The 26,970-nt window shown below is 67.4% G+C and carries 21 protein-coding genes; 9 read left to right on the top strand and 12 right to left on the bottom strand.

Annotated features, from left to right (window positions below; all coding sequences use genetic code 11):
• The first annotated feature begins 8 nt into the window (after positions 1-8).
• The gene (locus tag AC06FA_RS09380; protein ID WP_478068056.1) at positions 9-1,127 is read left to right on the top strand and encodes a cytochrome-c peroxidase; all 1,119 of its coding nucleotides are present in this window, start codon (positions 9-11) and stop codon (positions 1,125-1,127) included.
• Between the two features lie 11 nt (positions 1,128-1,138).
• Here AC06FA_RS09380 and AC06FA_RS09375 read toward each other — a convergent pair whose 3' ends face one another.
• Together AC06FA_RS09375 and AC06FA_RS09370 are read right to left on the bottom strand one after the other, a co-directional pair.
• Complete coding sequence (locus AC06FA_RS09375; protein ID WP_478068055.1) at positions 1,139-2,458, bottom strand: retroviral-like aspartic protease family protein; 1,320 nt, start codon at positions 2,456-2,458, stop codon at positions 1,139-1,141.
• 66 nt (positions 2,459-2,524) lie between these two features.
• Positions 2,525-3,352 (bottom strand): DUF3014 domain-containing protein, encoded by an 828-nt coding sequence (locus AC06FA_RS09370; protein ID WP_478068054.1) that lies wholly within the window; start codon positions 3,350-3,352, stop codon positions 2,525-2,527.
• A gap of 154 nt (positions 3,353-3,506) precedes the next feature.
• Between AC06FA_RS09370 and AC06FA_RS09365 the strand changes: the two genes are divergently transcribed.
• Positions 3,507-4,070 (top strand): hypothetical protein, encoded by a 564-nt coding sequence (locus AC06FA_RS09365; RefSeq protein WP_478068053.1) that lies wholly within the window; start codon positions 3,507-3,509, stop codon positions 4,068-4,070.
• Between the two features lie 46 nt (positions 4,071-4,116).
• On the opposite strand, the gene AC06FA_RS09360 is transcribed toward AC06FA_RS09365, so the two are convergent.
• From AC06FA_RS09360 to AC06FA_RS09345, 4 genes are all read right to left on the bottom strand, one after another.
• Entirely contained in the window at positions 4,117-5,724 is a 1,608-nt protein-coding gene (locus AC06FA_RS09360) for a SulP family inorganic anion transporter (protein ID WP_478068052.1), read from the bottom strand.
• A 426-nt stretch (positions 5,725-6,150) separates the two neighbouring features.
• Positions 6,151-7,869 carry a thiamine pyrophosphate-dependent enzyme gene (locus AC06FA_RS09355; RefSeq protein ID WP_478068051.1) on the bottom strand — a complete coding sequence of 573 codons (1,719 nt, stop codon included), beginning with the start codon at positions 7,867-7,869 and terminating at the stop codon, positions 6,151-6,153.
• A gap of 110 nt (positions 7,870-7,979) precedes the next feature.
• Complete coding sequence (locus AC06FA_RS09350) at positions 7,980-8,840, bottom strand: XAC2610-related protein (RefSeq protein WP_478068050.1); 861 nt, start codon at positions 8,838-8,840, stop codon at positions 7,980-7,982.
• 34 nt (positions 8,841-8,874) lie between these two features.
• Positions 8,875-9,351 carry a DUF3574 domain-containing protein gene (locus AC06FA_RS09345; protein WP_199911969.1) on the bottom strand — a complete coding sequence of 159 codons (477 nt, stop codon included), beginning with the start codon at positions 9,349-9,351 and terminating at the stop codon, positions 8,875-8,877.
• A 236-nt stretch (positions 9,352-9,587) separates the two neighbouring features.
• Between AC06FA_RS09345 and AC06FA_RS09340 the strand changes: the two genes are divergently transcribed.
• The 5 genes from AC06FA_RS09340 (at position 9,588) to AC06FA_RS09320 (ending at position 17,950) form a co-directional block, all read left to right on the top strand.
• Positions 9,588-12,020 carry a TonB-dependent receptor plug domain-containing protein gene (locus tag AC06FA_RS09340; protein ID WP_478068049.1) on the top strand — a complete coding sequence of 811 codons (2,433 nt, stop codon included), beginning with the start codon at positions 9,588-9,590 and terminating at the stop codon, positions 12,018-12,020.
• A gap of 409 nt (positions 12,021-12,429) precedes the next feature.
• Positions 12,430-13,188 carry a trehalose-phosphatase gene (gene otsB / locus AC06FA_RS09335; protein ID WP_478068048.1) on the top strand — a complete coding sequence of 253 codons (759 nt, stop codon included), beginning with the start codon at positions 12,430-12,432 and terminating at the stop codon, positions 13,186-13,188.
• Between the two features lie 38 nt (positions 13,189-13,226).
• Positions 13,227-15,008, top strand: coding sequence for a glycoside hydrolase family 15 protein (locus AC06FA_RS09330; protein WP_478068047.1), 1,782 nt, complete (start codon positions 13,227-13,229; stop codon positions 15,006-15,008).
• Positions 15,005-16,369: an alpha,alpha-trehalose-phosphate synthase (UDP-forming) gene (otsA, locus tag AC06FA_RS09325; protein ID WP_478068046.1), complete on the top strand. Its 1,365-nt coding sequence runs from the start codon at positions 15,005-15,007 to the stop codon at positions 16,367-16,369. Before AC06FA_RS09330 ends, otsA begins: the two co-directional genes overlap by 4 nt.
• A gap of 276 nt (positions 16,370-16,645) precedes the next feature.
• Complete coding sequence (locus AC06FA_RS09320; protein ID WP_478068045.1) at positions 16,646-17,950, top strand: OmpA family protein; 1,305 nt, start codon at positions 16,646-16,648, stop codon at positions 17,948-17,950.
• 189 nt (positions 17,951-18,139) lie between these two features.
• On the opposite strand, the gene AC06FA_RS09315 is transcribed toward AC06FA_RS09320, so the two are convergent.
• Genes AC06FA_RS09315 through rluD form a run of 3 tightly spaced genes read right to left on the bottom strand, consistent with a single transcriptional unit; the run spans position 18,140 to position 20,417 of the window.
• A complete protein-coding gene (locus tag AC06FA_RS09315; RefSeq protein ID WP_478068044.1) occupies positions 18,140-18,664 on the bottom strand; it encodes a thiol-disulfide oxidoreductase DCC family protein in 525 nt (174 codons plus the stop codon).
• Positions 18,661-19,428: a peptidoglycan editing factor PgeF gene (gene pgeF / locus AC06FA_RS09310; protein WP_478068043.1), complete on the bottom strand. Its 768-nt coding sequence runs from the start codon at positions 19,426-19,428 to the stop codon at positions 18,661-18,663. The genes AC06FA_RS09315 and pgeF overlap by 4 nt, the downstream gene beginning before the upstream one ends.
• Positions 19,428-20,417, bottom strand: coding sequence for a 23S rRNA pseudouridine(1911/1915/1917) synthase RluD (rluD, locus tag AC06FA_RS09305; RefSeq protein ID WP_478068042.1), 990 nt, complete (start codon positions 20,415-20,417; stop codon positions 19,428-19,430). The genes pgeF and rluD overlap by 1 nt, the downstream gene beginning before the upstream one ends.
• Before the next feature lie 112 nt (positions 20,418-20,529).
• Here rluD and AC06FA_RS09300 point away from each other — a divergent pair, with 112 nt between their 5' ends.
• Both AC06FA_RS09300 and AC06FA_RS09295 read left to right on the top strand, forming a co-directional pair.
• Positions 20,530-21,417: an outer membrane protein assembly factor BamD gene (locus tag AC06FA_RS09300; RefSeq protein WP_478068041.1), complete on the top strand. Its 888-nt coding sequence runs from the start codon at positions 20,530-20,532 to the stop codon at positions 21,415-21,417.
• A 222-nt stretch (positions 21,418-21,639) separates the two neighbouring features.
• Positions 21,640-22,833 (top strand): lipase family protein, encoded by a 1,194-nt coding sequence (locus AC06FA_RS09295; protein ID WP_478068040.1) that lies wholly within the window; start codon positions 21,640-21,642, stop codon positions 22,831-22,833.
• Between the two features lie 102 nt (positions 22,834-22,935).
• Here AC06FA_RS09295 and AC06FA_RS09290 read toward each other — a convergent pair whose 3' ends face one another.
• From AC06FA_RS09290 to sucC, 3 genes are all read right to left on the bottom strand, one after another.
• The gene (locus AC06FA_RS09290; RefSeq protein WP_478068039.1) at positions 22,936-24,570 is read right to left on the bottom strand and encodes an NAD+ synthase; all 1,635 of its coding nucleotides are present in this window, start codon (positions 24,568-24,570) and stop codon (positions 22,936-22,938) included.
• 225 nt (positions 24,571-24,795) lie between these two features.
• Positions 24,796-25,671 (bottom strand): succinate--CoA ligase subunit alpha, encoded by an 876-nt coding sequence (sucD, locus tag AC06FA_RS09285; RefSeq protein ID WP_005410793.1) that lies wholly within the window; start codon positions 25,669-25,671, stop codon positions 24,796-24,798.
• Between the two features lie 21 nt (positions 25,672-25,692).
• Positions 25,693-26,862, bottom strand: coding sequence for an ADP-forming succinate--CoA ligase subunit beta (sucC, locus tag AC06FA_RS09280; RefSeq protein WP_108750894.1), 1,170 nt, complete (start codon positions 26,860-26,862; stop codon positions 25,693-25,695).
• Between the last annotated feature and the right edge of the window lie 108 nt (positions 26,863-26,970).

The raw sequence follows: 26,970 nt of genomic DNA, 5'->3' as shown, positions 1-26,970 counted from the left end.
TGCAACGCATGCACTTTCTGCGCGCGATCCTGCCCGTCGCCGCCCTGTTGCTGGGCGGCGCGGGCGGGCCTGCGCCTGCGCGCGATACGCCCTGCCCCGACGTGCTGCCTACGCGCCCTGACGCGGCGTGCCTGCGCGCGCTCTACAGCGGCCCGACGCCACAGTGGCCCGCACCGCACGTCGAACCCGGCGTTGCGTGGCAGGAGCTGGCGCCGCTACCGGTGCCTGTTGATCCGGTCGACAATCCCTCCACGCCGGCCAAGGTGGCACTGGGCCGGCGCTTGTTCTTCGATCCGGTGTTGTCACGGTCGCGGCAGTTGGCGTGTGCCAGTTGCCACGATCCTGACCTGGGCTGGGCCGATGGCCGCCGCGTGTCATTCGGGCATGACCGGCAGACCGGCCGACGCAACGCCCCCAGCGTGCTTGCCAGTGCGCACGTGGCGCCGCTGTTCTGGGATGGGCGCGCTGCCACCCTGGAGGCGCAGGCACTGGGGCCGATTGCCGATCCGGTGGAAATGGGCTTCAGCGTGAATGGAGCGGTGCGCCGCCTGCGCCGTGATGCCGGCTACCGCCGTGACTTCGCGGCGGTGTTTGAGCAACCGCGCATCGACGCACAACAGCTGGGCCAGGCCATCGCCGCGTTCCAGCGCAGCCTGTCACCGCGCAACAGCCGTTTCGATCGGTTCCTGCGCGGCAACGCGGGCGCACTGGATGATGCCCAACTGCGCGGGCTGCACCTGTTCCGCACCGAGGCCGGCTGCATGAACTGCCACAGCGGACCGGCGCTGACCGACAACGGTTTCCACAACCTGGGGCTTCATTTCCATGGACGCCCCCGCCAAGATCTGGGGCGCTACGAGGTCACTGGCGATGCCGCCGACAGTGGCCGCTTCCGCACCCCCTCGCTGCGCGGTGTCGCCGCGACCGCGCCGTACATGCATAACGGGCTGATCCCGCGCCTGTCCGGCGTGCTTGCGTTCTACAACGTGGGCGGCGCGCGGCCGCGCCCGCCGGCCGATCTGCCCGCCGATGCACCGCCATTCCCGCGCCCGGACCCGCTGCTGCGCCCGCGCGGGCTGAGCCGTCAGGACCTGCAGGACCTCGAAGCGTTCCTGCAGACGCTGTAACGCGAGCGCGCTCAGGGAGCGCGCGGGGGCAGCAGCGGTGCTGCCTGCGGCACCGGCACCGGGCAGCCGAAGGTGCCGGCCACGTCCAGATACAGGCTGTAGCGTTGAGTCGTTGCAAAGCCGGCCTGCCAGTCCGGGTTGAACAGCCGCCCGGGCTCCAGGGCCAGGTCCACCGGCAGGTTCAGCACCTCGTCGCCGATCATCACCGGCGTGGTGGCGCCGGCGTACTTCAGGTCCCGCGCGCCATCGGTGGTGATGATGTTCCTGCGCTGCACGGCTGCCGGCGGCGGCATGGTCGGCGGAATGCCGCTGGCCATGAACGCCCCGTTGAAGCCGGTATCCAGCTGCACCAGGATGTTGTCCTTGCCTGCACGGATCGGGTAGCGCAGCTGATAATCATCGCCAGTAAGCGATGAAACGTAGGCCATGCGCCGCGTGCAGGGCACGTTGCTGGAGGCCGCCTGGACCACCAGCGCGTCCTTGTCGATGCGCACGCGGCCCAGCGCGCGCAGCACGTCCAGACCGATGCGCGGCAGGTCGTCCTGGCCGAGCACCGCGAACGACACCTGGCGCACGGCCAGCCCGCCAATGTCGAGGTCCAACGGCGCGGCCAGCGCGAACAGCGCATCACCGTTGTCATTGGCCACGGTAAACCCTTCGGTCAACGCCAGACCCAGTTCGGCAGCCAGCGTGCGGCCGATCCGCGAACGCGCCGCGCCGGTGTCCACGTGCACGCGCAGATCGCGCTCGCCGGTGGCGGTCTTCACCTTCAGGGTGATCGTTGGCAGCTCGTTCTGCAGCTGGATCGGCACGCTGACATCGGCCGCGGGGGCCGCGACCGGTTCGGCGCTGCGCGGCCACTGCAGGAAGCGCTCGAAATGCGGTTCGCTGACGCTGGCCACACGCACCTCACCCGGTGCGTCCTTCAGCATCGGCAGGATGTCGCTGTGCAGCCGTGTGCGTACGTCCTGCATCTGCCGGGCCCAGCCGGCAATATCGCCCTGCAGCAGGGCATTGCCGGCCAAGGTGGCGCTGCACAGATAGGCCACGCCCTTCACCGAATCGGCAGATTCGCTGGCCACAGCCGCCATGCACTCGCGTGCCGCGCGGCTGGAATTGTCCAGCTCACCGCGCACGCGGTAGTAGCCGGCAGCACCGAGCCGCCCCTTGGCACCCTTTGCCTTGCCCATCGCCTGCAGGGCGGCGAGCCGCGCATGCTGCACATTGGCCGTGTAGCGATAGGGATCATTCACATCGCCATTGGGCACTTCGGCAGCTGTCGCTGCCGATGACACCAGCATGACGCCCAGCGCCAGCCCTGTAGTACGCATCAAGGTCACTCCTGTCTACCCAGCACGAAACCCTAGCACGAGCGTCGTTGCATGCCGATGTTCACCCTACACACCGCGCGTGATCGACGCACGCAATCGGCGCAGTGTCTGCTTCACTGCCTGTTCCTGTTCGGCGCTCATGCGCAGCAGCAGCTTCTGCCCCACCGAACGCGCCTGCAGCGACGGATCGGCGAAGCGATACCTGCCGCGTTCGTCGCGCTGCACCGCCAGCGGACGCTGCGGCTCAGGCGTATCCAGCAGATGATCGATCACCGCCACCAGGCGATCGTTGAAGTAACCCTGCGGATGGCCCAGTTCTGCATAGGCCTGCTGGACCAGCGGGTAGAAACGCACATAGGCCTTCGCTGCGGCGGTCGTATCGACTGCCGTGAAGGCCCGCACGTAGGGCGCATAGCGTTCTGCATTGGCCGCAGCGATGTGCTCACTGCCCTCGCCGCCCTCGATCAGCAGGCTGCCGGCCAGCGGTCGTGTGGCCAGGGCCGATGGCGGTGCGCTGGCTTTGTCCAGGTTGTCCACGTGGGTGACCAGGCGCTGGATCAGGTGATCGCGCAGCAGCAGCGCCAGTGGGCCTTCGCCCTGGAACAGGGCACCCAGCGCATTCCATGCGGCGGTGTCGCTGTCTTCCATCTTCGGCAGCGCCGGATCGGCGGCAGCCTCGGTGTCCAGCGGGTGCTGCACGGTCGCTGCGGAGGCCGGTGGTGCCGCCGCGGACATCGGCGGCGGTGCGCCGGTTGCAGCAGGTGCGGCCTGGGTGGGCACGTCCACCCGATCGGCCAGGGCCTGCCATTGATCGCGGAACAACCACGCGCCCGCGCCCCCGATCACCACCACGCCCAGCACCCAGGGCCACACGGCGTTCCCACTCTTCTGCATGATGCGCAACCTCGCTCTGCAAACGGCTTGGACAATGTCTGACCTGCATCCATTGCCGGGGTTCCCGCGCGGCGCATGCACCTGCACCTGCGCGTCTTACACTGCATCTTCGCGCAGGCCGCATGAATGCCCGCTACGCCCTTCCGGAGCTGCAATGAAACACACCGCCGTCATCCGCTTGTTCCAGCCTGGCATCGTGCTGTTCGATCCGCACGTGCTGCACGCCTTCGTGCAGGCGAATCCTGCAGCGGGGGAATCCCCCTTTCATCGCTTCGTCGACGATCCGGCACTGGGTGACGCCGCAGTCCGCGCTGGCGCTGTGTTGCCGATGTATCCCATCGAAGAAGACGACTACGCGGTGTTTGTGCAAGGCAGCGTTCCGACACACGCCGCGACGCGGTGTTTCAGCCACCCGGGCATGCCCCTGCAGGTGGACAGTGGCGTGCTGATCGCCGCTGACCTGCATGCGGTGATGGAATGGGACGCGGACTTCTTCCTGCAGTACCGGCAGCGGCTGCAGGAACGCCTGTTGAACAGCGACTACCTGGAGGTGGCGCCGGGGCACTACCAGGTGCTCATCCATGGCTACACCGGCCTGCCGCAGCCGCAGCCGCCGCAGGGCTATGGGCTGGAACTGCGGGCCATGGCCCAGCTGCCTGGAATACAGGCAGAGGAAGATTTCGACTTCGCGTTGCCTTTGGCAGCGCCTGCGGTTTGACCACAAGCGCTTGATGAAAGCGCCGGGCATGGCCCGGCGCCAGCGGTCAGTGCGCCGAGTCAGCCAGCGGCTTCACCGGCTGCTTCTGCAGCGACAGCAGGCCCAGCAGCACGGCCAAGGCCACGTAAGCGCCGGCGAACTGCCAGCTGATCACACGCGCCAGGCCCTCCAGGTTCCAGGGCAGGTAGATGCCACCACGCGGGTCCACCGAATGGATCAAGCCGAACAGGGTGAGCGCTGCCGCCACCAGCAGGAAGCCGCAGGCACGGCGCAGGCGCCCATCCACCATGGCCGCTACCGTGGCGATCCACAGCATGGACGTGATAATGAAGCCATTGCCCAGGGTGAAGATCACCGCCAGTTCCGGCAGGCCGTGGCCATCGACGGTGGTGAGCATCGCGCCCAGGCGATCGGCCGGAATCCAGCCCGGTGCCTTGATCGCCAGCAGGTAGGCCGCCGACGGCAGGAAGCCCAGCACCATCGCACCGGCGTGCTGGCGCGGGGTGGCCTGGAAGGCCTGGGTGGTGATGTCGATCGACACGTACACGATGATCGGCGCCAGCACCGCCAGTGGCAGCCACTGCACCAGCCCGGAGATGATGCCCAGCATGCCGCCGATGCCCACGAACAGGCCGGTCAGCAGCGTATAGCCGCTGCGCGCGCCCATGTGCTTGTAGGCCGGCTGGCCGATGTACGGGGTGGTCTGCGCGACGCCGCCACAGAGACCGGCCACCAGCGTGGCGAAGGCTTCGACCAGCAGGATGTCGCGGGTGCGGTAGTCATCGCCGGCCGCGCGCGCGCTTTCCGAGACATTGATGCCGCCCACCACCATCAGCAGGCCGAACGGCAGCAGCAACGGCAGGTAGGTCATCGCCGTGGGCAGGCCTTCGATGAAGCCCAGAGTGGGCAGCGGCAGTACCACCTGCGGCGGCACCCAGGCCGGAATGGCAAAGCCCGGCACACCCAGCCCAGCCAGGCCCAGCCCGTAATACAGCACGGTGCCGAACACGAAGGCCAGCAGCACACCCGGGCCACGCACCGGCAGCTTGCCCTTGGCGATCAGCACGTACAGCAGCAGACCCAGCGTGGTGAAGCCCACCAGCGGCGACCGCAGGGTTTCCAGCAGCGGCAGCAGGCCCATCAGCACCAGCGCGATGCCAGCGATGGACCCCAGCAGCGCCGCCCGCGGCAGCGCGCGGGTGACCGCTTCACCGAAGAAGGACAGGATCAGTTTCAGCACGCCCATGATGACCAGCGAGGCCATGCCCAGCTGCCAGGTGGCGATGGCCGCGGCGTGCGGATCCATTCCCTGCTGCTTGAAGGCCAGGAATGCCGGGCCCAGCACCAGCAGGGCCATGCCGATGCTGGTGGGCGCGTCCAGGCCCAGCGGCATGGCGGTGACATCGTCGCGGCCGGTGCGCGCGGCCAGGCGGCGCGCCATCAGGGTGTACAGCAGGTTGCCGACCAGCACGCCGAAGGCGGTGCCGGGGAACATGCGGCCGAAGACCACGTCGGCGGGGAACTGGAACATGCCGACCAGGGCCATGGCGATGAAGCCGAGGATGGACAGGTTGTCGACGACCAGGCCGAAGAAGCCATTGAAGTCGCCGGCGACGAACCAGCGGCGTGGTGCGGCGGAAGCGGGAGCGGACATGGAAGGGGCGGTGGGGGTGGGGACCGCCGATGGTAGGCCCAGCGGGGCCCGGGCGCCAATTCCCGGGTGGAATGATGGGTTCCAGCCAGCGGCGGGGCCCTCCGGGCAGTCGCTACGCTCGGCCATCCACGCATGGCGTGGATCTACGGGTGGAATCGCGATCTGATCCGGGGTCAGAGCCCGTTGCGCAGCGACGGGATCCGGCCCCGTGCCGTTCCAACAGCTCGCGGCCAACTGTCGAAGGCGGGGTGGGTCCGGTTGCCGGGGTATCCGCGCCATGGATGGCGCGGCTAAGCCCCCATGGAAGGGTTTACGGCGTCCCCCGCAACCGGACCCACCCCGCCATTTCCCAGGAAACCAGTTTTTGCTGTTGCTTCAGTCGAGCATGGCTCGACTCTACAGCGGGTGCAGGGCGCAGCCCTGCCCTCACTTCTTCAGGAAGTTGTCCACCAGCAGATGCTTCACGTCGTCGAAGCGGCCGTTCAACACGGCCTTGGCCGCATACAGTGCGGTGCCGGCCACCTGCTTGGCTTCGATCTGCGGCGGCATCACCAGTTCGGCGCGGCTGGTATGCACGTCCAGCAGCGCCGGGCCGCGCTGGGACAGGAAGTCCAGCACCGCCTCTTCCAGATCCTCGCTGCGGGTCACGGTGCGGCCATGGAAGCCGATCACCTCGGCCAGGCGGCCGAAATCGGGGTTCTTCAGATCGGTGTAGTTGTCCAGCAGGCCTTCCACCTTCTGCTCCAGCTCAACGAAGTTCAGCGAGCCGTTGTTGAACACCACCACCTTGATCGGCAGATTCTCCTGCACGGCAGTCAGCAGGTCGCCCAGCAGCATCGCCAGGCCACCATCGCCGGACAAGGAAATGACCTGACGCCCCGGGAACGCCTTCTGCAGGCCCAGCGCCTGCGGCATGGCATTGGCCATCGTCCCGTGCAGCAGGCTGGTCAGCGTGCGACGACGGTCGTTCACGCGGATGTGGCGCAGGATCCACACCATCGGTGAGCCGCCATCGGCAGTGAACAGCGCATCATCGGCAGCATGCCGGGACAGCAACGCTGTCAGGTGCTGCGGGTGGATCAGTTCGCCCTTGCCCGGCTGTTCTTCCTGCTCGCGGGTCTGCAGCGCCTTGTCGCGGCGGGCGATGCATTCGTCCAGGAAGCTGCTGTCTTCGCGCGGCGGCAACAGCGGCAGCAGGGCATCCAGGGTGGGGGCGATGTCGCCCACCACACCCAGGTCCACCGGATGACGGCGGCCCAGGTGGCTGCCATCACGGTCCACCTGGATGATCGTGGCCTTGTCCGGGTAGAACTGGCCCCAGGCGAAATCAGCGCCGAGCAGCAGCAGCGTGTCGCAGGCCATCAGCGTGTGGAAGCCCGATTCGATGCCGAAGATGCCGGTCATGCCCATGTTGTACGGGTTGTCCGGTTCGACGAAATCCTTCGCGCGCGAGGTGTGCGCGACCGGCGCCTGCAGCCGGTGCGCCAGTTCGATCAGCTGCGCATGCGCCCCCTGGCAACCGGCGCCGGCATAGATGCCGATGCGCTTGCCCTGCCCCAGCAGCTCGGCAATGCGCTGCAGCTCGGCGTCGGCCGGGCGCAGCACCGGCTGGGTGTAATGCACCGAGAACGGCACATCGTGCTTCACCTCGGCCTCGCTGATATCGGCCGGCAGGATCACCACCGCCACGCCGCGGCGGCTGATCGCCGCCTGGCACGCCAGCGCCACCACGCGGCGCGCCTGTTCCGGGCTGTGCACCTGCTCGCAGAACACCGTGCAGCTGGCATAGACCGCTTTGAAATCCACTTCCTGCGGAAATTCCATGCCCAGTTCGCTGGTCACGATCTGGCTGGCGATCAGCACCAGTGGCGCGCGGTTGCGGTTGCTTTCGAAAATGCCGTTGATGAAATGCAGGCCACCGGGACCGCAGGAGCCAGCGCAAGCGGTCAACTCACCGCTCACCAGCGAATCGGCACCGGCAGCGAAGGCGGCCACCTCCTCGTGCCGTACATGCACCCAGTCGATCTCGCTGCGGTGCATGGCGTCGGTCACGTGGTTCAGCGTGTCACCCACGATCCCGTAACAGCGGCGCACGCCTGCCTGCTGCAGGGTTTCAACAACGATCTCGGCAACACGCTTGCTCATGGGAAAAGCCTTGCTTGGGGGAGGACCCCGAGGCTAGACCCCGTGTGGTGACGCTTCCGTGGGCATCGGCGCGTTGCGCCCCATACATCGGTATAGGGCGCGCGCAGTGTTCAGTTCACGTTGATCCAGCCCAGCACCGCGCCGCGCTTTGCGTTCTGATAGCGCACCTGGACCCAGCCGTCGGCTGCATCGCGCAGTTCCACCCGATCGCCCTGCACCAGGTAGCGCTGGGTGCTGGTTGCACCAGGCCGTTCGAACAGGAACAGGCGCGCCGACCGCACCGTGACCTGGATGCCGGGCACCGGCGATGGACCGGTGGGCGCGACCAGGCCATCGCCGATGGCGCTGTCCAGCACGCGGCCCTGCGCATCGAAGGTGCGCCACACCGCCAGCGGCCCTTGTTCGCCGGTGTGATCGACCTGAAGCGCGGCATCGAAGGCATCGCCCAGCTGCAGCACGTCCTCGGCGCGGTACAGATAGAGCTGGGTGCCCGCGAAGCGGTACAGATCGGTGTACCACATCGGACCGCTGCGGCAGCTGCTGCTCAGCGTGCGCGTGGCGGCGTCGACGGTCAGGCCCATCAGGTTGCCGCAGCTGTCACGGCCGTGGGTATCCGCCTCCAGCGCGCGGAAGCCGCCGCTGGCCGGATCGAAGCGATAGACCGCCACCGCTTCGTTGACCATGCCGACCGACGCCCGCGCCACCAGCTCGGGGCGCCCGTCGAAATCGATGTCTTCGGCCGACAGCCGCGCATTGCCATCGGCGTCTGCGGCACCGGGCAGTTGCAGGCGCTTGCCCGAGGGCAAAACACGCACGTCGATGCTGCCGCCCTCCCTCACCTCGGCCTGCACCTGCACGCCCGGTGCCGGCGCGAAGCGCAGCGGACCATCGTCCTGTCCGGCCGCCTGCGCGGCCGGCGCCAGCAGGCCTGCCAGCAGCAGGCCCGACATCGCATCCCTGTGTTTCATCATCGTGGCCTGTGGCGCCGCCATGGCGCCCTCCAGGTCAGAACGATACGTCAACCGCCTGCCGCGACCACAGTACCGACTGGTGCTGGGTCTGCTGCTTCCACGCCAGGCGGATCGCTTCGATATCGGCGCGGCGCTGCGGGCTGTCTTCGTGCAGCACCACCAGCACCTTGGTGCGCAGGCGGTTGGGCGCTGCATCGCCACGGAACAGCCACTGCCCGTAGGCATCGAACACGGTCAGGCCATCGGGGAAGCGCGGGGTCACTTCCTTGTCCAGGAACGCGCGCCACTGTGCCTCGCTGATGGTGTCGGCCTGCGGACGGTTGCCACTGCCCTGCTCCTCACCCACGCCGAAGTACAGCTCGCTGCGCACCCAGCCGTGGCCGCTGGCCGGGCGGGCCGCGTCGCCTTCCAGCGCGGCAGTGGTGGTGTAGGCGCTGGGCGCCTGCGAAGACAGGCTGGCGCAGCCGCTGGTGGCCAGCAGTACGGCGAAGATCAGGCCAAGGCGTTTCATCGGGAACAACACTCCGGGGAAGGGGAACAAACGCGGTGAAAGGGCACGGAGGGTACACCCGCGCCGTGGTTGCAACTGCAACCAATACTCATGCCGTTGGGGCATGAACTGATGCGATTGCAGCCGGGGCTTGCATCGCACCGGCTCCTCACGCGAAGATAATATATCGCTTCATCCGGATGGATGTAAGCCATAACACCTCCCCCCTTCCCCACGTTGTCGCTGCTGGAGTCTGCATGTCCCCCCGTCTGTCCGCGTCGCCGCTCGGCCTCGCCATTGCGCTTGCGCTGTCCCCCGCCCTGGCTTCAGCCCAGGACGCCGCCACCAACCTGGACACGGTGATCGTGACCGGCACCCGCGCCGCAGATCGCACCGTGCTGGAATCCACCGCGCCGGTGGACGTGCTGACTGCCGAAGACATCCGCAAGGCCGGCGTGGTCAACGGTGAACTGGGCAGCGCGCTGCAGGCCCTGCTGCCGTCGTTCAACTTCCCGCGCCAGTCCAATTCCGGTGGCGCCGACCACGTGCGCGCCGCGCAGCTGCGCGGTCTGTCGCCCGACCAGGTGCTGGTGCTGGTGAACGGCAAGCGCCGCCACCACACCGCGCTGGTGAACACCGACAGCAAGATCGGCAAGGGCACCACCCCGGTCGACTTCAACTCGATCCCGGTCAGTGCCATCAAGCGCATCGAAGTGCTGCGCGACGGCGCCGGTGCGCTGTACGGCTCCGATGCGGTGGCCGGTGTGATCAACGTAATCCTGGACAACGGCGGCGACGGCGGCGAAATCGAAGCCAGCTACGGTGCCAACCACACCGATCTGAAGCCGATCGGCCGCACCCTCACCGATGGCCAGACCGGCAACATCAGCGCCAAGGTCGGCACCTCGCTGGGCGAAGACGGTGGCTTCCTGCGCGTGGGCCTGGAGTACAAGAAGCGCAACGGCACCAACCGCGCCGGCTACGACCTGATTCCGCCGTGGGACCAGACCGAGGCCAACCTGGCGCTGCAGGGCAAGCGCAACTACGTGCTCGGCGATGGCGCCAGCAAGGACATCAACCTGTGGCTGAACACCGAAATTCCGGTGGGCAAGACCGCCACGTTCTATGCGTTCGGCACCTTCAACCAGCGCGATACCGAAGGCGCCAACTACTTCCGCTACCCCGACAGCGACGCCAACTGGAAGGAGGTCTACCCGAACGGTTACCGCCCGATCTCCGAAGGCGAGAACCGCGACGTGCAGACCGTGGCCGGCGTGCGCGGCCAGTGGGGTGAGTGGAGCTACGACGGCAGCGTCGATTACGGCCAGAACGACTTCACCTACCGCCTGCGCGATTCGATCAACGCCTCGCTGGGCCCGACCAGCCCGACCCGCTTCAAGACCGCCGATTACCAGTACGCGCAGACCGTGGGCAACCTCGATCTGAGCCGCGTGTTCAGCCAGAGCGACAGCATCACCCACACCCTGGGCCTGGGCGCGGAAGTGCGCCACGAGCGCTATGAAACCCGCCCCGGTGATCCGTACAGCTATGCCGCAGGCCCGTACACCGACCGTCCGACCGGCTCGCAGGCCGGTGGTGGCCTGACCCCGCAGGATGCGGCCTCGCTGGCGCGCGATGTAGCCAGTGCCTACGCCAGCCTGTCCAGCCAGTTCGGTGATCACTTCTCCACCGATCTGGCCGCGCGCTACGAGCACAACGATGACTTCGGCGGCGAACTGACCGGCAAGCTCGGCCTGCGCTACGAATTCACCCCGGCCTTCGCCCTGCGCGGTGCCATCTCCAACAACTTCCGCGCGCCGTCGCTGGCGCAGATCGGCTATGAATCCACCTCCACCGGCTACAACGCCGCCGGCCAGCTGGTGCAGGGCCGCCTGTTGTCGGTGAACAACCCGATCGCCCGCGGCCTGGGCGCACAGGACCTGAAGCCGGAGAAGTCGCTGAACACCTCGCTGGGCTTCACCAGCCGCATCGGCGAGCACTTCGACCTGTCGCTGGACTTCTTCCAGATCGACATCGACGACCGCATTGCGCTGTCTGAAAGCATCACCGGTGATGCACTGACCGACTACGTGGCTGCCAACTACGGCGTCACCGGCCTGCAGAGCGCCAGCTTCTTCGTCAATGCCGCCGACACCCGCACCCGTGGTGCCGAACTGGTGACCAACTGGCGCCAGGCGCTGGGCGATGGCCAGCTGCTGCTGACCGGCACCTACGCCTACACCAAGACCACGCTGAAGAACGTGCTGGCCACCCCGGCCCAGCTGCAGGCGCTGGATGCTGACTACGTGCTGTTCGGCATCGAAGAAACCAACACCCTGACCGACGCCACCCCGCGCAGTCGCGCCGGCTTCTCGGCCGCATGGAGCAACGACCACTGGTCGCTGAGCAGCCGGGTGAACCGCTACGGCAGTGCCACCCGCGTGTTCAACTTCGGCGATGGCTACATTCCGCGCCAGACCTACCAGGCCGAATGGCAGCTGGATGCGGAAGTGGAATACCGCTTCAACACGCAGTGGAGCGTGGCCATCGGCGGGCAGAACCTGACCGACAACTACCCGGACAAGTCCAACGACGATATCTACTATTACGGCAACCTGCCGTATGACGTGCTGTCGCCGATCGGCAGCAACGGCGCGTACTACTACGGTCGCGTGCGCTACACGTTCTGATGCAGCGCGGGGCGGCCCATCGAAATGATGGGCCGCCCCGGTGGAATCGGCTGGGTTGAATCGGCTGGGAAAAACCACCGGATCAAATCGACCGGATCAAATCGACCGGGAAAAACGACCGGGTAGAGTCGACTGTTAGTCGACTGCTCTTGGCACCCCGCGAAAATCCCGCGCTACGCGCGATAGTCGACTGACAGTCGACTCTACCCCGCCGTCGTTCCCCCACCGTGGTTCCCCCGCCGTCGTTTCCCCGCCGTCGTTTCCCCGCCGTCGTTCCCCCACCGTGGTTCCCCCGTAGTCATTCCCCCATCGCCCCCCGTCCCCCGCTGCAACGGTCGGCACCCACCGTTGCGCGGCCGTAGCCTGTCCTCGACCTGGCCTACACGCCGCCGCTGGCACCCTGCGGGGCATGGCTGAACCGCTTCCCCTGCGTCCGCCACCGCCGTGGCTGGACGACGCCTGCGCGTTGTTCCTCGACGTCGATGGCACCCTGATTGAATTCGCTGCACGGCCCGATGCCGTGCACCTGCTGCCCGACGTGCGTGAAGCCATCGGTCGCATCAGCGACCGCCTGGAAGGCGCCGTGGCCCTGGTCAGTGGGCGCCCGCTGGAACAGTTGGACCAGCTGTTCGCGCCGCTGCAGCTGCCCGCCGCCGGCCTGCATGGCCATGAAATGCGCGGCGCCGATGGCCGCGTGCTGCGCGATGACCACGACGATGACACCGGCGAATGGCTGCATGCCCTGCACCAGCAGGCCATGCGTTTTGCCCACGGGTATCCCGGTGTGCTGGTGGAGGAAAAAGGCGTGGGCCTGGCCCTGCACTGGCGCGGCGCCCCGCATGCCGGCGAGGACGTGCGCGCGTTCGCCGAGCGCCACGTCCGCGGCCGGCCCAGCTACCGCCTGCAGCCGGGCGACCACGTGGTCGAGTTCGTACCGGTGGGCACCGACAAGGGCCGTGCCCTGCGCCGCATGATGCAGTACCTGCCCTTCCGCGGCCGCCTGCCGGTGTTCCTGGGCGATGACCTGACCGACGAGTACGGCTTCGACGCCGCCAACGGCCAGCACGGCTGGAGCGTGCTGATCGGCGAACGCGAGCCCAGCGCTGCGGTGTTCGCCCTGCCTGACATACGCAGCGTGCACGCCTGGCTGCGTGAGAATGCCTATTGACCCCGGCCCCCACGGCCATAACCGGAATCTTCTGCGTGATGACCCAACCCGATCTTGATCTGGGCGTGGTCGGCAACGGCAGCTTCGGCGCCCTGATCGACAAGCATGCCCGCGTGGTGTGGAGCTGCCTGCCCACCTTCGATGGCGATCCCACGTTCTGCGCGCTGCTTTCGCCGAATCAACAGGAAGGTGGCGACTTTGCCATCGAGCTGGAGGATTACGCCAGCAGCGAACAGAGCTACCTGACCAACACGGCCATCCTGCGCACGGTGCTGCACGACCACCACGGCGGCGCGCTGGAAATCCTCGATTTCGCCCCGCGCTGGCGCCAGAACGACCGCTTCTACCGACCGGTCAGCCTGATCCGCCAGGTGCGCCCGCTGGCTGGCAGCCCGCGCATCGTGGTGCGTGCACGGCCGCTGGCCGACTGGGGCGCGCGCGTGCCCGAATCGACCTGGGGCAGCAACCACGTGCGCTGGATCCTGCCCGACCACGTGCTGCGCCTGACCACCGATGTGCCGGTGCGGTTCGTGCGCGACGGCCTGCCGTTCGTGCTCAACCACCCCATCCATCTGGTGCTGGGCGTGGATGAATCACTGAACCGCTCGATCAGCGGCTATGTGCAGGAAGCCTTCCAGCGCACGCGCGACTACTGGCGCGAGTGGGTGCGCTACCTGTCCATTCCGCTGGAGTGGCAGGACGCGGTGATCCGCAGTGCGATCACCCTGAAGCTGTGCCAGTACGAAGACAGCGGCGCGATCATCGCAGCCATGACCACCTCCATTCCCGAAGCGCCCGGCAGCGTGCGCAACTGGGACTACCGCTACTGCTGGTTGCGTGATGCCGCCTTCGTGGTGCGCGCGCTGAACCGGCTGGGCGCCACCCGCACCATGGAGCAGTTCCTGGGCTACATCTTCAACCTGGCCACCACCGATGGCACCCTGCAGCCGCTGTACGGCATCGGCTTCGAGGCCAAGCTGGATGAGGACGAAGTGCCGACCCTGTCCGGTTACCGCGGCATGGGCCCGGTGCGCCGCGGCAACCTGGCCTGGGTGCAGCGCCAGCACGATGTCTACGGCAGCGTGGTGCTGGCCTCCACCCAGCTGTTCTTCGACCGCCGCCTGCAGGACCCAGGCGATGCGCATACCTTCGCGCGGCTGGAGCCGCTGGGCGAACAGGCCTTCGCCCTGCACGACGTGCCCGATGCCGGCCTGTGGGAGTTCCGCGGCCGTACCGAAGTGCACACCTACACCAGCGCCATGTGCTGGGCCGCGTGCGACCGCCTGTGCAAGATCGCCGTGCGCCTGAAGCGCGATGACCGCGCGCAGTACTGGCGCGAGCGAGCCGACACCATCCACGCGCGCATCATGGCCGAGGCCTGGAGCGACGAGCACGGCCACTTCACCGATACGTTCGGCGGCCATCGCCTGGATGCGTCGTTGCTGCTGCTGGCCGATATCGGCTTCATCGATGCCCACGACGCCCGCTTCGTCGCCACCGTCGAAGCCATCGGCCGCGACCTGAAGCACGGCAATTCGCTGTACCGCTACGTCGCCCCGGATGACTTCGGCGAGCCGGAAACCAGCTTCACCATCTGCACCTTCTGGTACATCGATGCGCTGGCGGCGATCGGTCGCATGGACGAAGCTCGCGAAATGTTCGAGCTGCTGCTGAAGCAGCGCAACCACCTGGGCCTGCTGTCCGAAGACCTCGCCTTCGACGGCGGCGAGGCCTGGGGCAACTTCCCGCAGACGTACTCGCACGTGGGGCTGATCACTGCCGCCATGCGCCTGTCGCGCTCCTGGCAGGAGGCCTCGTGAGTCGTCTGGTTGTTGTTTCCAACCGCGTGGCCCTGCCTGGCGAAAACCGCGCCGGCGGCCTGGCGGTGGGCCTGCTGGCCGCACTGAAGGAGCGCGGTGGCCTGTGGTTCGGCTGGAGCGGCAAGAGCGTGCGCGAAGGCAGCGGTACCCTGCACCGGCAGAAAGAGGGCGATATCGAATTCGTCACCCTGGACCTGAGCAAGCGCGAGGTGGATGGCTATTACAACGGGTTCGCCAACCGCACCCTGTGGCCACTGCTGCATTTCCGCCTGGACCTGGTGGACTACGACCGCGGCACGCGCGAGACCTACCAGAAGGTCAACGCGCTGTTTGCCGACAAGCTGGCCCCCCTGCTTCGCGAAGACGATATTGTCTGGATCCATGATTACCACCTGATTCCGCTGGGTGCGCTGCTGCGCGAACGGGGCATCGGCTGCCGCATCGGTTTCTTCCTGCACATCCCCATGCCATCGGCGGATCTGCTGCAGGCCATGCCCGACCACCTGCGCCTGTTCTCGGCGCTGTACGCCTACGATCTGGTCGGCTTCCAGACCCAGCGCGATACCGACCGATTCCAGACCTACCTGCGGCTGTTTGGTGGCGGCAAGGTGCTGGGCGATGGCCAGCTTGAGGCCCCTGGCGGTCGGCGTTTCCGCGCCGCCGCCTTCCCCATCGGCATCGATACCGCCTTGATTGCCCGGCAGGCCGGCACCGCCGCCAGCAAGGCAGCGGTGAAGGACCTGCGCAGCAGCCTGCGCGACCGCCAGCTGGCCATCGGCGTGGACCGCCTGGATTATTCCAAGGGCCTGCCCGAGCGCTTCCGCGGCTTCGAGCGCTATCTGGAACGCCACCCCGACCAGCGCGGCTCGCTGACCTATCTGCAGATCGCGCCGGTATCGCGCGGTGATGTCACCGAGTATCGCCAGTTGCGCAGCACGCTGGAACAGATTGCCGGCCACATCAACGGCGGCCACGCCGCGCCGGACTGGACGCCACTGCGCTACGTCAACCAGAACTTCACCCACGCCACTCTCACCGGCTTCTACCGCGCCGCCGCGGTCGGCCTGGTCACCCCGCTGCGCGATGGCATGAATCTGGTGGCCAAGGAGTACGTGGCCTCGCAGGACCCGGAGGACCCTGGCGTGCTGGTGCTATCACTGCTGGCCGGCGCCGCCGACGAAATGAAGCAGGCGCTGCTGGTGAACCCCTACGACCTGGACGGCATGGCCGATGCGATCGCCACCGCCGCCACCATGTCCCTTCGCCGCCGCAAGGAACGCTGGCACGCGATGATGGAGCACCTGCGCACCTACGACATCAACCACTGGCGGCGCAGCTACCTGGAAGCGCTGGAGGGGTAACCGCGGCACCGTCTTGTCGTAATCGGCACCTAATCGATTGCGCATGAAACCATTCGATTGACGCTTCCCGCCAGTGCCCATGCTGTGTCGCATTCGGCCCGGTTGCACTGTAAAGCTGGCTTCGCACAAGGCGTTGCGTGTCTTTGTCCGCCAACGCGACGGAGCAAACGAACGCAGCGCGCGCCCACATATTTCATTCCGCGTTGACGCTATCTGCCCAAAGTGACGCCCCCTGAAGCCCCTGCATCACGCCGGGGCACCTTGGGGATTCACCGCATGTCCGCCTACGACCGTTTCATTGCTGCAGCCACCACCCGTCTGGACCTGGGCCACCGTACCCGTTGGGTCGTGGACGTACTGGTCGCCTGGATCGCATCGCATCCGCTGGGTATGGACGGGTTGCAGCAGCAGTTCGAACAGGCCGGGCTGGGCATGCGTTTCCAGTCCTGGCAGCGTCCCGATGCCATCGCGCTGCCCGTGGTCGCCAGCGAACTGGAGCGCGCGCTCGGTGCGCATGCGATGAACGCGTTGGCCCGGCGCAGCGGTCTGTCGCCCGGAGCGTTCCGGGTCACCGCCTGCGATCTTCTGCCTGGGCTGATCCGGCTGCTGTCATCGTCGGCCGGTCAAGCCTTGCTGCGCCGCCCGGCCCGACGCAGCGCGCCAGCGACCACGCCCCGGCGCATGAGGGGCGCCGCACCCTCGCGCGCGATGTACGGCATGGCGCTGCGCAGCGTGCTGTGGCTGCTTGCCGTCTGCGCCGTTCTGGTCGTCACCACCGGATTGCTGTTGAAGGCGCGCACACCGCTGTGGAGCACAACGCCGATCGTGCCCGAACATGCTGCACGGCTGCGACTGCAGCAGCACGCCAGCCAGGTGCACGTGGACGGCTGCCTGCCCACTGAGGCCGATCGTCGCCGCGTGTGGAACGCGCTGGTGGCCGTGCACGGTCGCCACAACGTGCGCGGTGGCATCACCCTGGACCCGCGCGCCCAGGCGCCGAACTGGCTGGACCGATTGATCACCCGACTGCCGCAGTGGCAGGGCGATGGCCTGCGCCTGGCGTTCGATGACCAGCAACTGCAGGTCGATTCACAGCGCTTGCCGGAAACACAGCGACGGGCACTTTCCCAGCAACTGCGGCAGGACTTCCCGGCGCTGCAGATCAACGGCCTGTGGGGCCCGGGTCTGGCGGCACTGGCCCAGCTTCCGCCCGGGGCCGACCTCGCCCAGCACGTGGCAGCGCTGAACATGACCACGCTGAAATTCCATCAGGGCACGAGCACCTTGACCGCCGATTCGCATGAAACGCTGGGCGCCGTAGCAGCCACACTGCGCAACCTGGCACAGGGCGCGCGGGTGGAAGTGGCCGCGCATACCGACAGCCACCACGGAACGGCAAGCGACAACCTGCACCTGAGCCAGCAGCGCGCCAATGCAGTGGTGCAGGCGTTGCAGGATCGCGGCGCGCCTGCCGACGTGCTCGTGCCCAGAGGCTATGGACAGGACCAGCCCATCGCCGACAACCGCAGCCATGACGGGCGCGCGCAGAACCGGCGTATTGCCTACCGGCTACTGGAATGATGGGCAATGCGGCCTGCCGGTTGCCGTTGGTAGAGTCGAGCTTGCTCGACTGCCGTTGGTAGAGTCGAGCCATGCTCGACTGCCGCACAACCAGTCGAGCATGGCTCGACTCTACAAATACGGTAGTCGAGCATGGCTCGACGCTACAGACAGAGCAGTCGAGCAAGCTCGACTCTACCGAATGCGCGGTCAATCCAGGAACCGCGCCGCCTGGTCCGCATTGGGTAGAAAGCACGCATCATGGCGTCCGAACCAGCGGTAGCGGTTGCGCGCCAGCACGCGGTACGCCCGGTCCCGCCATGCCTGCGGCAGCACGCGCAGCGCGCCCGCAAACCGCCAGACGCCGCCCAGGCCGGCCAGTACCCGCAGGATCGCATTGGTATCGGTCCAGGCGCCCTGTGCGTCCACCAGCAGGAACGACAGCGGATCATTCGGATCCAGCCCGTGTGCGCGCAACAGGCGGCTGCCGTGCGTGCCCTGCATGGCGGCGAAGCGGTAGCGGCCCTGGCGGTCGAACCGCAGCAGGAAGCGCACCCAGCGGCTGCACAGCGCGCAGACGCCGTCGAAGACGATGACGGCGGCGTGGCTGGGGTCGTGGCGGGGGTCAGATCCCTTTTCGGCAGAAAAGGGCTCTGACCCCTCCGCGAGCCAGGGGTCGGATCCCTTCCCGCCAGGGAAGGGCTCTGACCCCGCAGCGGGTTCATCCCGGCTCATGCCATCCACACCAGCGTGGCCATGCGCCCGGTACGGCGATCACGCCGGTGCGAGTACAGGTCCGGGTCGGCCATCGTCGACACGGTGCCGCCGTGGATGTTGGCCAGATCCAGGCCCGCGCCCAGCAGGCGCTGCCGTGCCAGGGCAAACAGGTCCACCTTCCAGTGCCCCTCGCGGGTAGCCACGAACGCCGCTGCGGCCGCCGGGTCGTGGCCAACGAAGGCGTGGTAGACCTCTTCGCCGATCTCGTAGTCCTGCGGGCCGGCCGCCGGTCCCAGCCACGCGCGCAGCTGCGCCGGGGCGGTGGTCATCGCGGCCACCGTGTGTTCCAGCATGCCATCGGCCAACCCGCGCCAGCCCGCATGCGCGGCCCCCACTTCGCTGCCATCGGCGGCGGCAAACACCACCGGCAGGCAGTCGGCGGTCAGGATCGCCAGCACCACGCCACGCGCGGACGTCACCGCCGCATCGGCCACCGGCTCGCTGGCCCCGGCCTGCGGCGGCGCGGTGAAGCGCAGCACGGTGCTGCTGTGCACCTGGCGCAGCCAGTGCGGCGCCGACGGCAGGGCCAGGCCCTGCTGCAGCAGCCGCCGGTTGTGCTCCACGTTGGCCGGGGTATCGCCATCGGCGGCATGCCGGTTGCCCAGGTTGAACTGGTCGAACGGCGCCGGCGAAATGCCCGCCCCATGGCGGCGGGTGGTCAGCGCCCGCACTCCCGGCGGTGCCGGCCAGTCAGCCTGCAGCAGCGGCAGTGCGGCGGCCATCACCAGCGGTCCCGCTCGCGCGCCGCGAAGGCTTCGCTGTCTTCGCGCAGCACCTTCATCAGATGCAGCATGTCCGCCGGCACCGGTGCACTGTTGCGCACCGGCTGGCCGGTGATCGGGTGCACGAATTCCAGGGTTTCGGCGTGCAGCGCCTGGCGCTTGAAGCCACGCAGCGCCGCGATCAGCTCGTCGCTGGCGCCCTTGGGCAGCTTCAACGCACCGCCGTACAGCGGATCGCCCACGATCGGGTGGCGCAGGTGCGCCATGTGCACGCGGATCTGGTGGGTGCGGCCGGTTTCCAGGCGGCATTCCAGCGCGGTGTGCGCGCGGAAGCGCTCGCGCAGGCGGTAATGGGTCACCGCTTCCTTGCCATCCTCGCGCACGCCCATCTTCAGGCGGTCGCGCGGGTGGCGGTCGATCGGGGCGTCGGCGGTACCACCGGCCACCAGTGCGCCCATCACCACGGCCAGGTACTGGCGGTGCACGTCGCGCGCGGCCAGCTGTTCCACCAGCGCGGTCTGCGCTTCCAGGGTACGGGCCACCACCATCACGCCGCTGGTGTCCTTGTCCAGGCGGTGCACGATGCCCGCGCGCGGCAGCACCGCCACCGACGGGTCGCGGTACAGCAGGGCGTTCACCAGGGTGCCGCTGTGGTTGCCGGCGCCAGGGTGCACCACCAGGCCCACCGGCTTGTTGATCACCAGCAGGTGCTCGTCCTCGAACAGCACGTCCAGCGGGATGTCTTCCGGCTGCGCATCGGTCTGGGTGTCCAGTACCACGGTCAGGCTGACCACCTCGCCCCCGCGCAGCGGGTCGCGCGGGCGGGCCTGGGCGCCATCCAGCAGCACATCGCCGGATTTGATCCATTCGGTCAGGCGCGAACGGGAGTATTCGGGGAACAGCTCGGCCACAACGGCGTCGAAACGACGGCCGGCGGCGGTATCGGGAACGATGGCCTGGCGGGCCGATTCGGAGGTTTGTTCAGACATGGCAAGGGGGATCTTTGAAATTTTGGGGTCCGGACGGCCGGTTTCAGTCGCAGGACAGGACACTAGGCTATCATCGACCCTTCGTATTCCAGACGCGTCCCGCCTCGACCCCATGATCCGACGCTCCGCCATGCTCTCCGCGCCCGTCCGCCTCACCGCCCTGCTGCTGGTGCTGGTCATCGCCGCCACCGGTTGCCACCGCGGTGCCAAGAAGGGGGATCGCCCCGATGAAGGCACGCCTGTCGAACAGCTGTACGACAAGAGCCACGCGCTCATGAAGGGTGGCAACTGGAGCGGCGCCGAAGCCAGCTTCCGCCGCCTGGTGGCCCAGTACCCGTATGGCCCGTACACCGAACAGGCCATGATCGAGACCGCCTACGCCCAGTACAAGGCCGGCAAGCACGATGACGCGGTGTCCAGCATCGACCGCTTCATCCGTACCTATCCGACCCACCGCAACATCGCCTACCTGTACTACCTGCGCGGCCTGGCCAACTCCAATCGCAATACGGTTTTCCTGCGCCGCGTATGGTCGCTGGACCCGAGCCGTCGCGATCTGTCCACCCCGCACCAGGCCTATGCCGACTTCAACATCGTGGTGGACCGTTACCCGAACAGCCGCTACGCCGCCGATGCGCGCCAGCGGATGATCGAGCTGCGTGACGTGTTCGCCCAGCACGAACTGGACAACGCCCTGTATTACCTGCGCCGCGAAGCCTATGTCTCCGCCGCCGGCCGCGCCAACTACCTGCTGGAAACCTACCCGCAGAGCGCGTTCCAGTACGACGCCGTGGCGGTGCTGGGCGAAGCCTACACCCACCTGGGCAACAAGACCCTGGCCGATGACGCCCGCCGCGTGCTGACCCTGAACGACCCCAAGCACCCGTGGCTGGAAGGCAACTGGCCGAAGTACCCGTGGATGATCCGCAAGCTGAACCCGTTTGCGGGCGAGAAGTCCGCCAGCACCGGCCAGCGCAACGCGCGGCTGGAAAAGAAATAAGAGCGCAAAGGGCCCCGCAAGGGGCCCTTTCCTTTTGTAGCGTCGCGCCATGCTCGACGGCGCTTGGCGTTTGGACGCTGGGGATATCCCCATCCACGCATGGCGTGGATCTCCTGGTTAGGAATTCTACGAATCCGCAGCCATTGCGATCCCGTTCCCACACCCAACCCGCACCGCCTTCCACACTCCCGTGCACGGCCATCCCGGCTGCCTGGAGTCCGCATGACCTCAATCGTTTCCCGCACCCGCCCGCTGCTGGCCGCCATCGCTGCCGCCCTGCTGGGCCTGCCCGTGGCTGCCCAGGCGGCCGAGCCCGGCGATCTGCTCACCGCCGCCCCCTACCGCGCCGACTGGGTGCCCTCGAAGGCGGCCCAGGCCTACCTGCTGCGCTACCACACCCCCGATCACAGCGGCCGGCTGGCCCAGGGCACGGGGCTGCTCTACCTGCCTGCCGGCACCGCGCCGGCGGGCGGCTGGCCGGTGGTTTCCTGGGCGCATGGCACCCAGGGCATTGCCAACCACTGCGCGCCGTCGGTGTCCGGCCCCACTCACCCCGAGCGCGACGGGCGCTTCCTGGACCACTTCCTCGGCCAGGGCTATGCCGTGGTCGCTGCCGATTACCACGGCCTCGGCAGCCCGGGCCAGCACACCTACCTGCACGTGCGCGCCGCCGCGCGCAACAGCATCGACATGGTCAAGGCCAGCCACCAGTTCCTGGACGGCGGGCGTCTGTCGCCCCGCTGGGTCTCGGTGGGCTATTCGCAGGGGGCGTCGGCCGCGCTCAGCGCCGGCCACCTGGCGGCCGACTACGCCGGCCCCGCCCTGCAGTTCAAGGGCAGCTTCACCGCCGGCACGCCCGTGGCCGTGGAAATGACCGCACTGCTGATGCGGCCCGACAACCGCACCGCCAACCCCGGGGCATTGAACGCCTATCACGCCTACCTGCTCGATGGCCTGCTGCAGGTGGCGCCGCAGATCGACCGCGTGCTGAGCGCGCAGGGCCGGGCCCGCATCGCACTGGCCCGCCAGCACTGCCTGACCGATCTGGCCGCGCAGCTGGAAGGCGCCAGCACCGGTGAGATGTTCAGCGCGCCGTTGACCACGGTGCCGGGCATCTGGACGCTGCTGCACGACTATCTGGGCGTACCGCGGCGCGGGTTCACCCAGCCGTTGATGCTGGCCCACGGCACCGGCGACCAGGATGTGCCCTACCTGACCACGCTGCTGTACGCCGCCGGCCTGGCCCTGCGTGGCGAGCCGGTGGCCTTCCGGCACTACCCGGTCGACCACCGCGGCACGCTGGATGCGGCCGCGGCCGACGGGCTGGCATTCGTGCGTGCCCGGCTGGAGGATGCCCGCTTCGACCCAGCAGCCGAACTGGCGGGTCTGGAACAACAGCTCGACGCCGCACGATGATGGGTCTGTAGAGTCGAGCCATGCTCGACTGCGCTTCTTCGCTCACCGTGCGGACCAAGGTCCGCACCTACCCGACGCCGGGCGACCTGGCCTGGGCCGCCCTTAGCCCTTGAACCCATTGCTGATCGGGTAGCGGCGCTCGCGCCCAAACGCCCGGCGCGACACCTTAGGCCCCGGTGCGGCCTGGTGGCGCTTCCACTCGCTGATGCGCACCAGGCGCAGTACACGATCCACCACGGCGGCGTCGTAACCGGCCGCCACGATTTCCGTGCGCGACTGCTCCTGGTCCACGTAGCGGTACAGAATGCCGTCCAGCACGTCGTAGGCCGGCAGCGAATCCTGGTCCAGCTGGTTGTCGCGCAGCTCGGCCGACGGCGGGCGGCTGATCACCGCCGGCGGAATGACCGGCGCCCCGCCCACGGTATTGCGCCACTTGGACAGCCCGAACACCTCGGTCTTGTACAGATCCTTCAGCGGCGCATAGCCGCCGCACATGTCGCCGTAGATCGTGGCGTAACCCACCGCGTACTCGCTCTTGTTGCCGGTGGTCAGCAGCAGGCCGCCGAACTTGTTGGCCAGTGCCATCAGGATCACGCCGCGGCTGCGCGACTGCAGGTTCTCTTCGGTCACATCCGGCGTGGTGCCTTCGAACATCGGCGCCAGCGCTTCCATCAGGCCCTTGAAGGCCGGCTCGATCGAGACCGCTTCCAGCTTCACGCCCAGCGCCTCGCACTGCTCGGCAGCCAGGTCATTGGACATGCCGGCCGTATAGCGCGACGGCAGGCGCACAGCGGTCACGTTCTCCGCGCCGAGCGCGTCGACGGCCAGGGCCAGCACCAGCGCCGAATCGATGCCGCCGGACAGGCCCAGCCACACCTTCTTGAAGCCATTCTTGCGGCAGTAGTCCTGGATGCCACGGGTCACCGCACGCCAGGCCAGCGCATCCATGCTTTCGTCGCCGTCGTCCATCCACACATGCGGCAGGAAGCGCCGGCTGCTGCCGTCGTAATCAACCACCAGCCACTGGTCGACGAAGGCCGCGGCGGCCGGGTGCACGGTGCCGTCGCCATCGGCAACCACCGAGGCACCGTCGAACACCAGCGCATCCTGGCCACCGACCACATTCAGATAGGCGATGGCCGCCCCGCTCTCGCGGGTGCGCGCGGCCAGCACGGCATCGCGCTGGGCATGCTTGCCGCGCTCGTAGGGCGAGGCGTTGGGCACCACCACCAGCTGCGCACCCTCGCGCACGGTGTCGGCCAGCGGCTCGGCAAACCACAGGTCCTCGCAGATCAGCAGGCCCACCGGAACGCCGTTCACCTCGAACACGCAGCTGCCACCGTCCGGGTCCACGTCGAAGTAGCGGCGCTCGTCGAACACCGCGTAGTTGGGCAGCTCACGCTTGCGGTAGGTGCGCTCGACCAGGCCGTCACGCAGCACGCTGGCCGCGTTGTAGACCACCGCACCGGCGGCCTGCGGCCAGCCGACCACGACGGTGATGCCGCGGCAGGCAGCGGCGATGCGGGCCATGGCCTGCTCGCATTCGTACAGGAAGCCCGGGCGCAGCAGCAGATCTTCCGGCGGGTAGCCGCTCACTGCCAGCTCGGGGAACATCACCAGCTCGGCGCCGTACTCATCGCGCGCCTGGCCGATCATCTCGATGATGCGTTCGGAATTGCCGGCAACATCGCCGACCGGGAAATCGAACTGCGCCATCGCGATACGGATCGAAGCCATGGGAATCCAGCCTGTGGTTGCAATGGCCCATTGTAACGCCGGGGTCAGATCCCGTTTGCGCAGCAAAGGGGCTCTGACCCCACGCCACGCCAGACGCACAAAGGCCGCCCGGAGGCGGCCTTTGTGTTTTCGCATGCAGCAAGTCGAGCAGTGGTGCAGTCGACTAACAGTCGACTCTACACAGTCGACTCTACCGATCGTGCCGGCCGCAGGCCGGCAACGGTCTTATTTCACCAGCTTGGCGATGGCGGCGCCCAGGTCGCCAGGCGAACGGACGGTGACGACACCGGCAGCTTCCATGGCGGCGAACTTGCCTTCAGCCGTGCCCTTGCCGCCCGAGGCGATCGCACCGGCGTGGCCCATGCGCTTGCCGGCCGGAGCCGACGCACCGGCGATGAAACCGACAACCGGCTTCTTCACGTGGTTCTTGATGTACTCGGCGCCGGCTTCTTCAGCGTCACCGCCGATTTCGCCGACCATGATGATGCCTTCGGTCTGCGGGTCTTCGTTGAACAGCTTCAGGCAGTCGACGAAGTTCAGGCCGTTGATCGGGTCACCACCGATACCGATGCAGGTGGACTGGCCCAGGCCGACTTCGGTGGTCTGCTTGACCGCTTCATAGGTCAGGGTGCCCGAACGCGACACGATGCCGATCTTGCCCGGCTGGTGGATGTGGCCCGGCATGATGCCGATCTTGCACTCACCCGGGGTGATGACGCCCGGGCAGTTCGGCCCGATCAGCACGGTGTCCGGATGCGAACGGGTCAGCACGTTCTTCACGCGCAGCATGTCCAGCACCGGGATGCCTTCGGTGATGCAGACGATGACCTTGATGCCGGCAGCAGCGGCTTCCAGGATCGCGTCAGCCGCGTACGGCGGCGGCACGTAGATGACCGACGCGTTGGCGCCGGTGCTCTGCACGGCGTCGGCAACGGTGTTGAAGACCGGCAGGTCGATATGGGTGGTGCCACCCTTGCCCGGGGTCACGCCGCCCACAACCTGGGTGCCGTACTCGATCATCTGAGTGGCGTGGAAGGTGCCCTGCTGGCCGGTGAAGCCCTGCACGATCACCTTGGTGTTCTTGTTGATCAAAACAGACATGGTAATTCCTTGGTGTCGGTATCAGGCGGCGTTCTTGACAGCTTCAACGATCTTCTTGGCGCCATCGTTGATGTTGTCAGCCGGGATGATGGCCATGCCGCTGTCACGCAGCAGCTGCTTGCCTTCTTCCACGTTGGTGCCTTCCAGGCGCACCACGACCGGAACCTTGACGCCCACTTCCTTCACGGCGGCGATGATGCCTTCGGCAATCATGTCGCAGCGGACGATGCCGCCGAAGATGTTGACGAAGATGCCTTCGACCTTGTCCGAGGACAGGATCAGCTTGAAGGCTTCAATGACGCGCTGCTTGTTGGCGCCGCCGCCCACGTCCAGGAAGTTCGCCGGCTCGCCGCCGTTGAGCTTGATGACGTCCATGGTGGCCATGGCCAGGCCTGCGCCGTTCACCATGCAGCCGATGTTGCCGTCCATGGTGACGTAGTTGATGTCCAGTTCCGAAGCGATCACTTCGGTCGGATCTTCCTGGGTCTTGTCGCGCATGGCGACCAGGGCCTTCTGGCGGAACGCGGCGTTGTCGTCGCTGTCGAACTTGCCGTCCAGCGCGTACAGGTTGCCGTCGTCCAGGATGGCCAGCGGGTTGATTTCAACCAGGGCCAGGTCCTTTTCGTTGAACAGGCGGTACAGGTTCACCATGATGCTGGCGAACTGGCCGGCCTGCTTGGCGGTCAGGCCCAGCTTGAAGCCGAAATCACGGCCGTGGTAACCCTGCACGCCTTCGACGAAGTCGACGTTCAGCGAGTGGATCAGCTCCGGGGTTTCAGCAGCAACCTGCTCGATCTCCACGCCGCCTTCCGAAGAAGCGATGTAGGTGATGGTCTTGGTGCCACGGTCAACCAGCACCGACAGGTACAGTTCCTTGACGATCTCGCCGGCGGTGGTCACCAGCACCAGGTTGACCGGCAGTTCAACGCCAGCGGTCTGGTAGGTGGCCATCTTGGTGCCGAGCATCTTGGCCGCAGCGGCCTTCACGTCGTCGGTGGTCTTGCAGAACTTGACGCCGCCAGCCTTGCCGCGGCCGCCAGCGTGGATCTGCGCCTTGACCATCCAGGGGCCCTGGCCCAGAGCGTTGGCAGCGGCAACCGCCTCGTCCGGGGTCGCAGCGACCTTGCCGGCCGGGACCGGAATGCCGTATTCGGCAAGCAGTTGTTTTGACTGGTATTCGTGGAAATTCATGCGTCACCGTGGGAATAGGAACGACCGCACGCAATTCCTCAGGGGCCCCGGCGGGGCGCCGGCATGGACCGCGGCGGGCCCACTATTGTGGCCGAGCCAGCGCCGGGG

This window comes from Stenotrophomonas sp. Steno-C17 (assembly GCF_056393165.1).
This window is presented reverse-complemented; position numbering and strand designations above follow the sequence as displayed.

Excerpts from the sequence above, each read along its gene's own strand:
- AC06FA_RS09295 (WP_478068040.1), top strand. The coding sequence starts at position 21,640 with ATGACCTCAATCGTTTCCCGCACCCGCCCGCTGCTGGCCGCCATCGCT.
- AC06FA_RS09345 (WP_199911969.1), bottom strand. The coding sequence starts at position 9,351 with ATGAAACGCCTTGGCCTGATCTTCGCCGTACTGCTGGCCACCAGCGGC.
- AC06FA_RS09370 (WP_478068054.1), bottom strand. The coding sequence starts at position 3,352 with ATGCAGAAGAGTGGGAACGCCGTGTGGCCCTGGGTGCTGGGCGTGGTG.
- AC06FA_RS09290 (WP_478068039.1), bottom strand. The coding sequence starts at position 24,570 with ATGGCTTCGATCCGTATCGCGATGGCGCAGTTCGATTTCCCGGTCGGC.
- AC06FA_RS09375 (WP_478068055.1), bottom strand. The coding sequence starts at position 2,458 with ATGCGTACTACAGGGCTGGCGCTGGGCGTCATGCTGGTGTCATCGGCA.
- AC06FA_RS09380 (WP_478068056.1), top strand. The coding sequence starts at position 9 with ATGCACTTTCTGCGCGCGATCCTGCCCGTCGCCGCCCTGTTGCTGGGC.
- AC06FA_RS09300 (WP_478068041.1), top strand. The coding sequence starts at position 20,530 with ATGATCCGACGCTCCGCCATGCTCTCCGCGCCCGTCCGCCTCACCGCC.
- AC06FA_RS09340 (WP_478068049.1), top strand. The coding sequence starts at position 9,588 with ATGTCCCCCCGTCTGTCCGCGTCGCCGCTCGGCCTCGCCATTGCGCTT.
- rluD (WP_478068042.1), bottom strand. The coding sequence starts at position 20,417 with ATGTCTGAACAAACCTCCGAATCGGCCCGCCAGGCCATCGTTCCCGAT.
- AC06FA_RS09365 (WP_478068053.1), top strand. The coding sequence starts at position 3,507 with ATGAAACACACCGCCGTCATCCGCTTGTTCCAGCCTGGCATCGTGCTG.
- AC06FA_RS09320 (WP_478068045.1), top strand. The coding sequence starts at position 16,646 with ATGTCCGCCTACGACCGTTTCATTGCTGCAGCCACCACCCGTCTGGAC.
- sucD (WP_005410793.1), bottom strand. The coding sequence starts at position 25,671 with ATGTCTGTTTTGATCAACAAGAACACCAAGGTGATCGTGCAGGGCTTC.
- sucC (WP_108750894.1), bottom strand. The coding sequence starts at position 26,862 with ATGAATTTCCACGAATACCAGTCAAAACAACTGCTTGCCGAATACGGC.
- AC06FA_RS09330 (WP_478068047.1), top strand. The coding sequence starts at position 13,227 with ATGACCCAACCCGATCTTGATCTGGGCGTGGTCGGCAACGGCAGCTTC.
- pgeF (WP_478068043.1), bottom strand. The coding sequence starts at position 19,428 with ATGGCCGCCGCACTGCCGCTGCTGCAGGCTGACTGGCCGGCACCGCCG.
- otsB (WP_478068048.1), top strand. The coding sequence starts at position 12,430 with ATGGCTGAACCGCTTCCCCTGCGTCCGCCACCGCCGTGGCTGGACGAC.
- AC06FA_RS09315 (WP_478068044.1), bottom strand. The coding sequence starts at position 18,664 with ATGAGCCGGGATGAACCCGCTGCGGGGTCAGAGCCCTTCCCTGGCGGG.
- AC06FA_RS09360 (WP_478068052.1), bottom strand. The coding sequence starts at position 5,724 with ATGTCCGCTCCCGCTTCCGCCGCACCACGCCGCTGGTTCGTCGCCGGC.
- AC06FA_RS09355 (WP_478068051.1), bottom strand. The coding sequence starts at position 7,869 with ATGAGCAAGCGTGTTGCCGAGATCGTTGTTGAAACCCTGCAGCAGGCA.
- AC06FA_RS09350 (WP_478068050.1), bottom strand. The coding sequence starts at position 8,840 with ATGATGAAACACAGGGATGCGATGTCGGGCCTGCTGCTGGCAGGCCTG.